General features: G+C 42.9%; 6 protein-coding genes. 2 read left to right on the plus strand and 4 right to left on the minus strand.

The window, feature by feature from the left end:
• Positions 1-135: 135 nt before the first annotated feature.
• Positions 136-4374: a beta-d-glucuronidase/beta-L-arabinofuranosidase gene (locus NBH01_RS13705; protein WP_250700154.1), complete on the minus strand. Its 4239-nt coding sequence runs from the start codon at positions 4372-4374 to the stop codon at positions 136-138.
• 152 nt (positions 4375-4526) lie between these two features.
• Entirely contained in the window at positions 4527-7226 is a 2700-nt protein-coding gene (locus tag NBH01_RS13710; RefSeq protein WP_250700155.1) for an alpha-d-galacturonidase, read from the minus strand.
• A gap of 219 nt (positions 7227-7445) precedes the next feature.
• On the opposite strand from NBH01_RS13710, the gene NBH01_RS13715 reads away from it, so the two are divergent.
• Entirely contained in the window at positions 7446-9878 is a 2433-nt protein-coding gene (locus NBH01_RS13715) for a sensor histidine kinase (RefSeq protein WP_008765790.1), read from the plus strand.
• A 39-nt stretch (positions 9879-9917) separates the two neighbouring features.
• Positions 9918-10463: a GNAT family N-acetyltransferase gene (locus NBH01_RS13720; RefSeq protein WP_055217769.1), complete on the plus strand. Its 546-nt coding sequence runs from the start codon at positions 9918-9920 to the stop codon at positions 10461-10463.
• Between the two features lie 482 nt (positions 10464-10945).
• Here the strand turns inward: NBH01_RS13720 and NBH01_RS13725 are convergent, their stop codons facing one another.
• Complete coding sequence (locus NBH01_RS13725; protein WP_011107560.1) at positions 10946-13354, minus strand: ABC transporter permease; 2409 nt, start codon at positions 13352-13354, stop codon at positions 10946-10948.
• Between the two features lie 205 nt (positions 13355-13559).
• Entirely contained in the window at positions 13560-15764 is a 2205-nt protein-coding gene (locus NBH01_RS13730; RefSeq protein WP_062695108.1) for an alpha-L-rhamnosidase-related protein, read from the minus strand.
• Between the last annotated feature and the right edge of the window lie 5 nt (positions 15765-15769).

Here is a 15769-nt window from a genome sequence, read left to right on the forward strand (position 1 = left end):
CATAAAAAAATAACATATATATTCTATTTATAGGAAAAAGGTTTCAAAATAAGAAACGGGATGCAGAAAGCTATACAAGCTTCTTTGCGTCCCGCTTTTTAACTACTATTGCAAAAGTTCAGTCTGCTAACAGATTTATTGAATATCCAAGGCATCAAAAGCCAGACCGTCCATATTTTCCGCTGAAAGTAATACTTTATAATGTCCGGCGTTGATAAAAGTTCCGGTGGTGGTACTCATCATCTTCCATTTGTCCGGTGTTTCCGGGAAGGTCAGAATGTCTTCTTTGAGCACTACTCCCTTTGAATCGATGAACTTCATTAAAACAGGCATTGGTTTTCCGGTAGTATTCATATATTTAAAGCGAAGGGCATAAACCTGTGCCAGTCCGGTAGAGATATTCCATTCAATACTGTTACCTTTTCCTTTATCAAAGAATACTCCCGTTTGCTTGCGATGTTCTTTCTTCCGGAACTTGCCTTTCAGGGTTGCCGTTTCAGCTTCATACGCTACACTGACACGGGCATTCTTGTCTTCGGGAAGCAACTCTTTCGGAGTTTTTTCCATGACTTCTTTGCCGGCCTTTTCCCAACTCCAGTCGGATGCGGGGAATACAGTAGGTTGCAGATTCGAATCAACAGAAGCAATGGCAATACCTGAAATCAGCCCCTGTCCTGCTTTCACTTCCGGGAAATGAATCTTCAGTACTCCACCTTTTACTGTAGCGTACACTACTTTCTTGCATACTCCGTCGTGACCACTCTCTGCCCAAATATCAAGATCATCCAATACTACCGAATCATTTACTGCCACATCGAAGATGCGCAACCCCTCGCAGTCGGTGGAAGCACTGCCTCCCGTCCCATGCCAAGGCTCTGTGAAATAGAGTTCAATCCGATATGTTCCGTCAGCTACCGGGAATTTGTACTCCAGTTGATGACGTCCAAAACGGAAGTGCTGGAACAACTTCCAGTCACGGCTTCCCCGAATCGGATCATTCGTCGTGCGCTGACTGGCAAGGTATGGATTCAATTCTTTAAAGTTCGCTGCCCATGAACGGGAATAATGGGTATTATCCTGCATCCATAACTGACCGAAACTATCTGTATAGTCGTCTCCTCCACAGTTAATACGGTACAGGTAATTATATCCATCTTCCCCTTTCAATACAGGTTTCGCATTCTGATACAGTACGTCAAAGTGGGGAGCTTGCTCCAGTCCGTTGAGTACAATTATGTCTTCGGCAACCGGCTTCCCTTTGTAATATCCTACAGCACGAAGTACATTATAACGAATATCCCGATTCTCCCACATGAAGTGGGTGCCTGTTCCATTATTCTTTTTGCGTCCCAGATAAGTCACTTTGTCATTGATCATGTCGTTATAAAGCAATACGGAATCACAATTGCTGTAAGCCTCGATAGTAGCCCGACGACGTCCTTTCTCAAAACGATCCGCCCAGGTATGTGATACCAGGTATACCATCGGGTCCTTTGCCGCCGGCACATAGTTGGCACGATACATATAATATACATCCAGTGGTTCTTCCCACGGAGTCACCAGTCCTTTATAGTTGAACGGACCTACTTTATCTATTTTCCGGAATGCTTCATCCGGCTGGCGACGTCCGGGATTGTCGTGGCTGCTGAAAATCCATTGGAACTGTCCGCAAACACTGTCTTTGGCCTGTTCCGCCAGACGAATCTTTGTTTCCATCAACTGGCACATACGACTTTCGCTCCATACTCCATTCACTTCAAATTCGCCGGGTTCCGTATGCAGATCAATACTTCTCCATGCACCGTATTCTCCATTCAGCAACTGGTTCTTCTGCGAAAGTTCCTTTCCGTATTTCGTAACGTCTCCTCCATACGTGCCGCTCCAATTCTGAATTACATTCCAGTCGGTTCCTTCACCGCCGTTACAGGTGGTGATGATACGCATCGTACGTGCTGTCGGGTCCATTTCGCGAATGATTTCACTGCATTCCTGTGCAAATTCACGAGGCAATGTACTTTCATTCTGTAATCCCCATATCACTACTGACGGAGAATTACGTCGCTCCTTCACCCATTGACGAAGCAGCTTTTTAAAGTTCTCTCGAAACTCCGGTGTGTCATACCATACATGGGCAGAAAGTTGTGTCCAGAACAAGACGCCTTCTTCGTCCCAATATTTCTGATAATCGAGATGATGGGGCTGATGGGCATCACGGAAAGCGTTGAAGCCTGCCGCACGCATTTGTTTCACTCTCGCAGCTACCTGCTCCCGACTGAAGGCATGACTTTGCCCGAACTGATGCTCATACTCGCATACACCATTGATAAAGACAGGCTTTCCATTCAGATAGAAACGCCCATCTTCGTCATTCCTCTTTACCGGCCAACTGATTGTACGGATACCGAAAGGCGTAGAGATCTCGTCCGTTGTTTTGGTATCACGCTTAATCATACTTGCCAATTTATAAAGATAGGGATTCTCCGTATCCCATAAAACTGGATTCTCTACAGGAGACTGTTGGCGAATCACCTTCATCTCTCCCGGAGCCAATGTTACCTCCTCTACGAGACGGAACACTTGTTTACCGTCCGCATTGCTCAACTTATTGACTACTTCTATTGTCTCCGCAGTCTTGCCATAGTTCTTTACTTCTGTTTCGACAAAGACATTAGCCGCCTTTTCGTCATTCCAGATGTGTACTCCGAAGGGTTCAATACGGATCTCATCTGTGGTCTCCAGCACCACTGGACGGAATATACCTAACGGCTGAGATCCCTCACTGAATCCCCACTCCGACGAACAGCCACCACATACCCACGGCATATCGGCTATCATTTCCGGATGCTCTACTTTTACTTCCAGACGATTCATTCCTTGTTTCAATGCATCGGTCACATCCTGTGTCAACGTGGTACGTCCTACCGGATAACGTCCGAAATCATGTCCGTTCACTTTAATAGTAGCATACGTACCTACCCCCTCAAAACGGAGGAAATAACGCTTCTTTAATTGAGAATTGACAGTTGACAATGGACAATTATCGAGGGAGAAGTCTTTCACATACATGGCTGTTCCGTGCAGGTTGCCATGAGTCAGTTGGCGATAACCGTAATAGTCATCCCAATTATGAGGTATTTGACAATTAATAATCGGGGATTGGTGATTGCCTTTTGAATTGTCAATTGTCAATTGTGAATTGTCAATTAACCAGGTTTTCCAGCCTTCATTCAGTTCAGTGATCATCCGGCGATTCTTCGTTTCCGGCTTCGGGAAGCGAACGGCAGAGCGTCCCATCGGCTTACTTGTAGCAACAGCGATACCACGCTGTTCGGCATTGTTCACCGCGCAGTAGAAATGATAAACTACTCCGTCGTGTTTGATCACATAGCTTTTGTGCGCAAATAATTCGTCGTAATTCTTGGAAGGAATAATCAAATCAGTTCCATGCCAGTCTGTCCAGTTAACGAGATCATAACTGGCAGCAAACGTATTAAAGGCTTTATACTTGCGTGACGGCTCAAAGGCTGAGAAATAAAACATCACGTACACGTCACCCATCTTCTGAATATGAGCATCACCAGTGATTGTTCCGTCCGCTTCGTGTGCAAAGACTGGATTGCCGGGATAACGTTTCCAGGTTTTCATATCCTTGGACAGTGCGATTCCTACCCGTTCACCCTTTAAATCAGTTTCCGGATGACGTCCTCCCGCATTGTAAAACATCACAAACGGAGCACCCAATGTTTTGTCTTTATCCCAGTAAACGGTACTTTTATATTGAGTCAACTTTTCCCACCACTGCGCATCTTTATCATGGATGCTCAGAATTGGCTTGTCCAGAGATTCCCATTCATGAGCGGTGGAAATATCTCCTTTGGTAGATGCCAGTCCGACAAAGAGTGGTGCTTTTACAGCTTCATAACCTGTACCTTCTCCACCGATATAAGTCATCCAGTGGCGGCCTTTGTAGGTCTGAAGTTCGTAGCTTCCACCCCACTCCATATCCGGCAGCGCGGGGAATCCTCCACGCTGATTACAATCCCATTTACCATCCCGATAAGAAAGTACACGTCCTAAGGTACGCCAATCAAGCAGATTATCACTTTCTGCAATCCAGGTTTCGTATCCACGGCCATCCGTTCCGGTTTTACCATTATAAACGACATAAGTCATCAGCCACTTGTCTCCCTGACGAAAGACAGTAGGACAATCAATCTTATGATAATTGTCGGTCGGGGCAACAGCAAGTCCGTACTTATAGGGCGTCTTTACCTCTTCATAAATCTGCTCCATCCGTTCCTGCGTGACTTTACGTTGGGCATACAGTGAGCATACGGCAGCTATACTTAAAAATGTCAGTAATAACTTCTTCATTATACTTTTGTCTATCATCTTTTTGTTGAGTTGCCGCTATTTGTTTCAAGCTTTGGAACAAATGGTTTCAAGGCATGATACTAATAGTTTCAAAGAGAGAAACCAATAGTTTCAAGCCTTGAAACTAAATAGCAGCTTACAGCAATCGTTCATTAGTAAAACAACCAGTCCATCGTTTCTTCGTCTCCGGCAAGTCCGGTATTACGAACTTTCATATCCGCAGTCGTAAATCCAAGGACCTGAAGGTAGCCTTTGGGCAACATCAACGTATGTTTTCCTGCCGGAAAGCTATATGCGTGTACATTTGCTAATGGCATTCCATTGATATGGATTGCATTGGTCAGTACAGGTTCCGCCTGACCGTAATCGTTGGCAGATGCATCAATCTCCAGCTTCGGAGCTTTGGCATACTTCTTCTGGTCGTCTTTAAAGTAGGCTACTAATAGTTTCACCGGAGCATTTGTTTCAAAAGTAATGCTTGTTCCTTTTTCCCGTTGTTCATTTCCATTAAAGCGGAATGCCTTCATTCCCTTCAGTTCAGGAGCTATTGCTTCTATTTTGCCCGGAAGATCCGTGAACAAGGAAGTTCCTTCATTCAGTTTCACTGTCGGATAATTCGATATTAAGTTCACATCCGCAGGAGCCCAGGCAGCGATCTCTACCGTTTCAGTCACCGCATTGCCATTTTGCTTTTCTTTCAGCATGGCAAGGTTCGCCTTGAAGTTCTCCAATTCTTTTTCGTAGTGTACCAGCAGTTCTTTCCATGTCTTATTATGGCCATCGTCCCCGCCGATAGGAATACGGCGCTGGGCAGTCTGCATACTGTTGGCATATAAATAATGCTCGTCTGTCAGTTCCACCAGTTTGCGGTAATGTTCCAGACTTTGTTCCATCAGAGGGATAGCTTCTTCCAGATTCTTCATGTCTTTTCCCCACTGATAGTCCAATACCAGTTTCGCAGCTTTCACTTTCAGATTAAACGCATAGGCAAACTCACGGTAACAATGCATATCATTCTGCAAACGTGCGAATTCTTCTTTGTTGGAGGAGATGGAACCGGCTGCCTTGTCAATCGCCGCTATTGCCTTATCACCGTGTTCAATCACCTGAGCGACAATATCCAGCGGCATCTCACCTACATGAGGCTGATTCTTCCATTCTTTCTCTACAAATTCGATCAGCTTCTCGCCTTCCGGTCCGCAGCTTTCATAGAATCCCGGATAGATGGTATATTTGTACGGATTGACAAGCTGGCTCATAAACATCCCCAACAATAACGTCTGACGGTTTCCTTCTGTGATACCAAAACGACGTAATAACTTCGGGGCAATTTCTCCGCTTTCTTCATAAGCAATGCGAATATTGCCTGCATTCTCGTCGGATGTTCCGTAGAACTGTCCCAGTTGATGATTCCAGTAACCGATCTCGTCAGCACGATCCCGATGGCTGTTCCATGCATAACGTCCCCAGGTCTGATACCAGATCCAGTCGCGGTCCAGTTGGAATTCCCGTTCGCCATTCGGCAGTTTGTCGGCTGTATACGGCCAATCCCAGTAAGAAGCCTGCGGATAAAGGTGCAGTGCATTGGCACCGTGCACGTTGTACATCGCTTGTACCGCCTTCTGTACGAAGTCCGGAGAGCCCCAACGGAATGGTTCCAGATTTGCTAGGATATGTACATTACTGATATGAATAGATCCTAAAGAGCTCAAATCCGTATGAATCTTCGACCAGGGGCCACGAGGCTCGTAAGTTGTCAGTGATTCACCATTATACTTATGCATCGTATAAAGATTCTTATATATCGGCAATGCCGCATCCATTACCAGTTTGCAGTCCGTATCGTGTGCGCGCAGCAAAAGAGGCGGTTCGTCGGTACGTCCCAATGCCTGTAATCCGTCTTTTACACCCGGAATGATGGTCTTTGTGAACCATTCCACATCATCTTCTACCGTACACATGGCTTCTCCCAGGCAAACCAGCAGTCCCACATTCGGATATTTCTCTATAAATGCGGCAATACTTTTACGGGTATAGTCTGCAATCAGAGGGGTGATGGGACGGTTACGGTCCTGCGTTTTCAGTCCATAATGCTCTGCAAATGGTTTGGAAAGGATGATATTGTAGAACATCTGTATCACGAAGATACCACGCTTGTCCGCTTCTTCCGTAAGGAAAGAAAACATCTCTTCATTCTTCTTGAACGTCTCTTCGTCTACTTCCAGCGCAAACGGATAATCTTCCAGTTTGACCAACGATGCAAACGGATGACCATTCCAGAGATACAGGGAATTCATGCGGTTGGCTACCAGCATATCGAGGTATTTAATCCATTGTTCCTTATCATAAAACCAAGGGAAACTTTCCGGAGTATACGGATACTCATACACACCGTGTCCCGGCAGGTAAGTCATTTTCTGCAGACCGACACAAGCACCGCGGAGCACCATTTCCGGACCATCTTTCAACTCTTCCGGAAAGTCAAGCTTGCCATCAGAGTCGTTCACACGGTCTATCAGTTCGCGACTTCCGTAGATCACTCCGCTTCCGTCTCTGCCGCATACTCTTGTCAGATTACCGGCAGTCGTAATATGAAAGCCTTCTTTCTTAAGCGTCGTATCATTCACTTCCGTCAGCAGAATCGTCTTTATTTCAGGATCGGAGAATGTGGTATCCCCTTGTTGCATCATTACCTGATAACCGGCTTTATTCAGGGTAGACTGTAACTGTTCCGCACTGAACAGAATACGATTTGACGCATCCGGCGGAGTCATTATTTTCACGGTTTGCTTACCACACGCAGCTAAGAAAAGGGTGCATGCCGCAAACATGAACAATTTGGTATTTTTCATTCTTCTGATGTATATTATAAAATGTATAATTTCGTCCTTTTATAAAAGAAAGACGAAGTAAGTCCTTGTTTGTACTCATTTATCCACTCTTCCACTTTTTGATACCATATTACCACATTATTCATCCAAAACATCTGTAATCCCCTTTATTCTTTAAAATAATATCTATATTTGCCGGACAGTATTCTATAATAAAAAAAGAAAACAAGAGCAAACAATATGGAAGGGCAATTGAATTTGGACTGTGAACGATTTCAACAAATTACTCAAATGGCGAAAATGGGATGGTGGGAGTCTGATGTAAAAAATCAACAGTATATTTGCTCTGATTTTATCGTTGATCTGTTAGGACTTGAAAGCCATCGGATCAGCTTTCAAGAGTTTCATCACAGGATACGCGAAGATCACCGCACGCGTCTCAGAAACGAATTTATCTCTCATTCAAATCTTGAAACTTATGAGCAAATGTTCCCTATCCAAGCTAAAAACGGAGAAATATGGGTATATTCCAAGATCAGTTTCAGAAAACCTGATAAAGAAGGATACAGAGACATATTCGGTTATTTGCAATACGTGGACAAACCTGCGGAAAACAGATGCGGAAACATCGACTTCTTTCATGTAAACAGTCTGCTTTATCAGCAAAACAGCATCTCCTATTCATTGCTCGCTTTTCTGCAATCCGATAATATCGCGGAGATAATCAATCAAATATTAGGTGACCTGCTTAAACAGTTCGGAGGAGACCGTACCTATATCGTCGAAATAGACAGAAAGAAAAGGGTTCAGAATTGCATGTATGAAGCTACGGCGGAAGGGGTATCCGAAGAGCGGGATAATCTGCAGGATATACTTTGGGATGAATCTTTTTGGTGGAACAGGCAGATTTCAAACAGGAAGTCCATTATTCTGAATACTTTGGACGATATGCCCCAAGAGGCTCAGGAATACCGCAAGCTGCTCGAATCACAGAATATTAAGTCACTAATGGCAGTTCCGCTCATATCCAAAGACAAAATATGGGGATATATGGGCATTGATATGGTGAAGGCTTATCGCAGTTGGAGTAATGTAGATCTTCAGTGGTTTTCTTCATTGGCAAACATTATCAGTATATACATAGAACTGCGCAAGTCCGAACTTCAAGCGAAGGAAGACCGACTGGCACTGGATCATAGAGAAAAGATTCTCCGTAATATCTATAAGAATCTGCCGGCTGGTATCGAACTTTACGATAAAGACGGTTATCTGATTGATATCAATGATAAAGAACTGGAAATATTCGGCTTAACTGATAAAAATGAGGTCTTGGGGATCAATCTGTTTGACAATCCCAATATTCCGCAAGAAATAAAAGAGAAGCTAAGGGCGCGGAATGATGTAGACTTTTCAATCAATTATGATTTCTCCAAAGTAAATAAATATATAGAAACTCAACGGAAAGGAGTCATTAACCTCACTACGAAAGTAACTACGCTTTATGACTCTCAGAATCAGTTCATCAACTATCTGTTTATCAATATAGATACAACAGAAACCACCAATGCATACACCAAGATACAAGAATTTGAGAATCTGTTTCTCCTGATTGGTGATTATGCCAATGTGGGGTTTGCACACTTCAATATACTGACCAGAGATGGCTATGCCCAAGATACATGGTATCGGAATTTAGGTGAAAAAGATGGGACTCCTATGACTGAAGTAATTGGAGTATACTCACATGTACATCCTGAAGATCAGGCGGTTCTGAAGAGTTTTGTCCGAGGAGTCAAAGAAGGGAAAGCTACCAGTTTGCGGAAAGAAGTCCGTGTTAGCAGAGAGAACGGGAAATATACATGGACCAGTATCAATGTTATGGTCAGAGATTATCGTCCGGAGGAAGGCATTATCGAAATGCTGTGTATCAATTATGATATTACCACTCTGAAAGAGACTGAACAGAAACTGATTATCGCCCGTGATAAAGCGGAAGAACTGGACCGTCTGAAATCAGCTTTTCTGGCTAATATGAGTCACGAAATCCGTACTCCGCTGAATGCGATTGTCGGCTTTTCCAGCCTGTTGGCAGAAACCGAAAGCAAGGAAGAATGTCAGGACTATATCAAGATTGTACAGGATAATAATGACCTTCTCTTGCGACTGATATCTGACATTCTCGATCTTGCGAAGATAGAGGCAGGAACATTCAACTTTGTATATGCCGACTTGGATGTAAATGAGGTCTGCTCTGAAATTATCAAGTCCACTGGTATGAAAGTGAAAGGAAATATCAAGCTCCTTTTTGAAAAGCAAATCCCCGAATGCCATATCTATACAGATAAGAACCGGTTTATGCAGGTGATCACTAACTTTATAAATAATGCACTAAAGTTCACCCATGAGGGGACTATCGCTTTGGGATACGAACAGATATCTTCTCAGAAAATAAGGTTCTATGTGCGCGATACAGGCGTTGGAATCCCTGCCAGCAAGATAAACAGCGTATTCGAACGTTTTGTAAAACTGAACAATTTTGTCCAGGGAACGGGACTGGGACTTTCTATCTGTAAAAGCATCATTACACAGATGGAAGGAGAAATCGGGGTAGATTCAACTGAAGGAGCAGGCTCCTGTTTTTGGTTTACACTTCCTTACCACACAAATGAGTGAAAAAAGGTATATCTTTGCACTTCATTTATTACCATTATTATGCAGACTTACATAGAAACATCCCGTTTAATTCTCCGCGATTGGAAGGAAGAAGATATTCCGGCTTTTGCCCGCATGAACGCCGACCCTCATGTTATGGAATTTTTTCTCCATCCGCTGACTCCGGAAGAATCACTTGCTTTTTATCACCGTATCCAAAATGAGTTTCAGACCTGTGGCTTTGGCTTGTATGCTGTAGAACGTAAAGAAGATCATGCTTTTATGGGATATACCGGACTGCATCAGATCACATTTGACGTTGATTTTGCTCCGGGTATAGAAATCGGCTGGCGATTGGCGCACGAATATTGGGGACGTGGTTATGCTCCGGAAGCAGCAACCGCTTGTTTGGAGTATGCTCGTAAGAGTTTAGATATCAAAGAATTGTTCTCGTTTACTTCTCTTCCCAACCAACGTTCGGAAAGGGTGATGCAGAAAATAGGGATGGAACGGGTTAGAGAATTTGGTCATCCGCTTGTTCCGGCTGAGCATCCGTTACATAGACACGTGTTGTATCACATAGATTTAAGAAAGCATTCATCGTAAGGTATTCAGTGCAATGACATAAAAAGAGAAAGGGAGTAATGTATCAATAATTTATCGATTCACTTAGAAGATACAGAACTTTTCAAAATCAGCACCAACATCTATACGAAAGACATTGACTAATGATACAGTAACTTCCAGTCATTTATTAATAAATTCTTTCATCGTTTATTATAAACGTCCTTCCAGTTTATTATAAACTCGAATTTCGATCTTACTGCAAGGAATATCAATTTTAAGCAACAAAAAGGGCTGCAATTCCCATAAAGAATCGCAGCCCTTAGCTTGTGTCAGACTATCTAACAAGCATTATCCGGAGTGGGAATGCCTGCAAACTGTTATTATATTATACTTATTATTGCTCATTTTTTCGTCTATATTATCAATGTTATCGAATTTACTTCCGGTTTTCACTTACAAAGATACAACATTAAAAGTGGTTTGTCAACTCCTCCATGCTTCTTTCATACATCCATTCAGATTTATTCCGTCTTTATAATCTCCGCAGGATTAATTCGTGCCGCCTTATTCACTTGCCAGAACAATGTACCTGCGGAAATAGCTACGACAACCAACAAAGCTATCACAAAAATAGAAATGCTTACCGGAGTTTTGACCACAAAATCTGATGTATATATGTATATCAGATAGTATGATAATGGCATCGTGAGTAATGTTGCACCGCCTATAATCCATATATATTTGCGGAACAGGATGGAATAAAGATTCCTGAGCCGGGCACCATTCACTTTCCGGATGGCTACTTCCCGATATCGCTGGCGGATATCAAATAACGAAAGACCAAATAATCCCAAAGCGGAAACAAATATAGAGATAGTGGCAAAAAGGGTGAAGACGGTTGCAATGCGGCGGTCGTCCTGATACAACGCTTTTATATCATCTTTCAGCCAATGATAATCGAATTCATTAGAGTTATATATGTCTTCCCTGCATTTCTTAAGATAATCAACTAATTGTTTTTCTTTTCCCGGCACACAGGATATTTGACACTGGGCATTAATTCCTGCGCTGGATATCATATATATAATCGGCTTTTTACCAGCAGTCAAATGTCCAGAGTAATAATCTGCAATAATAGCCTGTACAGGCATCAATGACAATCCACCTTCTACTATTTTACCATTAGATATAGAACTCCAAAGTGAACTTTCACCTTTGACGAATGCATCTTCCCGACGGGTATAACCAAAAGCTTTTAATGCCGCTTTGTTCATAGCTACCAGATAATCGGCATGTCCATTTACTTCATCGGGCAATGAACCATCAACTATATGTAATCCATATAACTTAAAGAAATCCACTGTTACCCACATCATTGCCATATTTAACTTTCCTCCCTTATCATTTATCATACTTGACATGCTACCAGCCGATAAAATGCCTTCGCGACCAGTATCTCCGGCAAACCAGTGTTCGATATATGGGCATTCATTCAGCTTCTGTTCCATAACTTCTCTGTCATGCCACCGCTTATTTTGTATTTCCTGACTATCCTCCCACCATTGGTTAGGAAGCTTTGGCATCAGATCAGCATATAAAATTCCTTCGGTTCTGAAACCCGGAGGTGTATTCAGCAGGAAATGAAGATGATTACTAAAATACAACGATAAGATGATCAGTAAAAGAGTGATACTATATTGCACAAATAAGAAAAGGGTGCGTGTTTTCACTGACTGACGTGAAGTACCAATCGTACTTATAGACACGACCGGAGGCAAATAATTGTATTTAAGATAAGGATAAATCGTTGTCAACAGTGGCAACAATATAAATATTGCCAAAGAGAGCTGCCAATCGAAAGCTGTATACATAACGTTGCTTTCCAGCAAACGATTGGCATATCCTGAAAACATCTCTATAAAGAACCATGCGAAAAATAAAGCGATGAGTACCATCAAGACATTCTCTGTCCATAACTGAAGAAAAAGTGTACGACCTCTCATGCCAAATACTTTCCTGATGCCATACTCCTTGGAACGCTTTAGCATAAAAACCAAATAGATATTGACGAAATTGAGAATGCCGGCCAAAAGAAGCAACAGGCATACACAGGACAGTACCCATAAATGAAATCGACTGCTGTAATGCCACATTTCCGGAGCATCGGCTTTTGCTGCTAATATCTTATTCCAATAAAGCTCACTGACAGGAATAAAATCATAACGTATACGGTAACCGCCATCAGCTTGACGGTAGATATTACTAATAGCGTTAATAGCATCTACATCCACTCCCGGCATAAAACGGATAAGTTCAACCAGCATCTTTCCCCATCCTCTTTCTCCATTCTTGAGTTCGAGGTTTAAAACGATGTCAAATGTTAACGAGGATTTACATGCCGGTTCATCCAATACACCACAGACAGTGAGAAGATGACCACCGGAATAACTTAGTTTTTCTCCAATTGGATTTTCCTTTCCAAATACACGCTCGGCAAACTGGCGGGTAACAAGTACATCATTGGGAGCTTTCATTGGTGTACCACTGAGGGGATACGTGAAGAAATGAAAGAAAGCGGTATCTGCCGCTAATAATTGTACGGTATACGGCTTTCCATTTATGGCAACATTATCATTGCTGAAAGTTACAAAACGGGCCTTTTCCTTCACAGCTTCCGGAGAATAGAAAACTGTATCTGCTCCACTATATCCATCTGATACACTACCTGCATATACATTCCCATCAATATCCCGAAGCGGTATATATACATTTTCAGCATCTATGCAATGAGTATTTACTCGTGTCTCCTGATGAATATAACGTACCAGTATGATTGTACACGCCAGACTTAATGACAAGCCGACAATATTAATGACTGTATATGATTTGGAGCGCACAAGGAAACGCCATGCATACTTTAGTGTTTTCATTATATTCTGTTGTTTGCAGAAGAATACTTCAAATCCTGTGCCAAAACATAAAGCGTTATATACTAGTGATTTGGATTTATCAGCATATATTCTTTTTGTGCATATACGCACAAAAAGAGTGCGATAATGCACAGATAGAAAGACCTCCGGCCTATTGCCGCTATAGCAATACAACCGGAGGCCTTATTTCAATCTGAATCTCTGACTACAAACGATAGGTAACAATCCTTTCTTCCGGAGAATCAATCCAAAGGCGCCATACACCTTCCGAAACCTTCTCCACAGTTCCCATATTGGCTTTTGGCTGACGGCGACTCTGGATGGTCAGATAACCTTTTCCTTCCGTGGCCTTCACTTTAATGGTTTTATTATCCATGTAGACATGAATGTCTCCGTTCGGAGTAGGTACGGTACCTTCCATCCATTTCAAACCTCCCAATACCGGACTGACAGCAAACTCTTTATAACCCTCTTTCGTTGGTTTGACTCCCAAATAGTATTTACCCAGCAGATAAATAGGACTTGCTCCCCAAGCGTGGCACAAGCTCTTTCCGTATGGGCGGCCATACATGGCAAGATGCTGTGTTCCGCTTTCCTCCGGATTATATTTCTCCCAAAAAGAGGTTGCTCCTGCTTTCAACATTCCACCCCAGTAAGCTTTCATTTCTTTCATTACAGTCTCCTGCTCACCAAGAGCACAAAGGGCTTCCAGTTCGTAAAAACGCATATAAGGCGTTGTTATTTTCAGAATCTCATCATTCAGGAGAACGGACTGTTTAATGGCCTGCTGCTTATCCGCATTCAGATAATCAAAGAAAACAGAGAACATATTAGCGTATCGGGTTACGGCATCACTCTGACGTCCATCCACACAATTGTGCACAAATGCCTGTTTCTGATTATTCCAGAAAGTCGGCTCTAATTTTGCTTTTAACGCAGAAGCTAACTTCTCATATTTTTGTTGTCCGTCCTTATCTCCGACTAAATCTGCACAAAGTGCCATCGTCTCCAGACTCCGGCAAAACAAAACCTGTTCGAAAGAAAGTTCTCCCTTTTTGTCTAAATAGCCATCCGCCCAGTCCACAAATACCCAGTCGCCGGACATTCCTTCCACCATACCATTCTTATTCGTACGTCCCAATACATAATCCATCATTGTTTGCATACGTGGATATAGCTGGTTGACGAAATGCCGGTCACCGCTATACATATAATAATCATATACGCTTAAGAACCAGTAGAAAGTGTAATCCATAATGGTGTTACTATGGCTGGTCACCGGATCTTTTCCACGAAGTAACCAGATGGTACGCTTCACGGACTCACTGTCAAAGAACAGATAATAATTCATCAGATAACTTTGGATGGCATCGCCACTCCATACCCAACGGTCGCGCTTGATACCGTCTATAAAAAACTCGCGTGTAGTAAGATGCATCGTGTATGCTCCCACCTCCCAGATACAGTTCAGTTCCTCGTCGTTACAACGGAAGTTACCACGATATTCTTCGGGAAGATATTCATATTGCATAGATACTTCACCAATCTGTACTTCCGGTTCGTGAGTGATGTATACATAGCGGAATGCTTTGCTGTTCTCCAGCGTATATTCATTATCAGAATGATGCAAAGGAGATGTGCTGCGGATAGCGAGATCAGTGATCTGTCCCGGCTCCAGCAGGAGTTTATCCAATGTTTCGCAATATGCTTTGTCTTTCGCTTCTTCCGGACTTTCACCATAATAGAGGTCAATCTTTCCCTTGCCCGAAAGGTTCTTTAATGTGATAAATCCGAAAGTTTCTTTTCCAAAATCATACAGTATGCCTCCTTCCGGTTGTTCTGTTTTAGCGACAGGTTGCTGAGGTTCACGCATCAGGCTGAATTGGGAAGGACGTTGAGTGGCACCGTCAAAGTTCCAGCATCCGGCATCCATATAGATGGTGGCAGATGTGTCACTAGCCTTACCGCTTTCATCGATCCATTCCTTATCTTCATAAGTTACCCGCCAGGACGAATCAGAGTTTACCGTCTTTCCTTTCACATAGATAGTGGGAGGCGTTGCCTGATTCCATACTTTAATATTTAGGCTATGTTTTCCTGCCGGAAGCAGCAAGGTTTCAGGCATTCCGAACTGAAGTTTCCCGTCCAGCTTCACATTATATGTTCCCTCGGCAGCAATAAACACTTCTTCTGGTTCGGAAAGATTCAATACTTTGCTGAACTCTACGACTACATAATGACTGTCTGTTTTCCAAAAAGGAGGAAAAAAAGCACCACGTTCCGTACGTCGGTTGTTCATCTGGTTGCCCAACCAGATTTCATAGTCCCCCGGATACCATATCCAAGTTTGGGCAAAGGTGCTGCTTGCCAATGACAAGGCACCCAAAAGTATCATGCATTTCTTTTTCATTTTTC

The organism is Bacteroides sp. B1-V-101 (assembly GCF_023656585.1).
In the GTDB taxonomy this organism is placed as follows: domain Bacteria; phylum Bacteroidota; class Bacteroidia; order Bacteroidales; family Bacteroidaceae; genus Bacteroides; species Bacteroides thetaiotaomicron.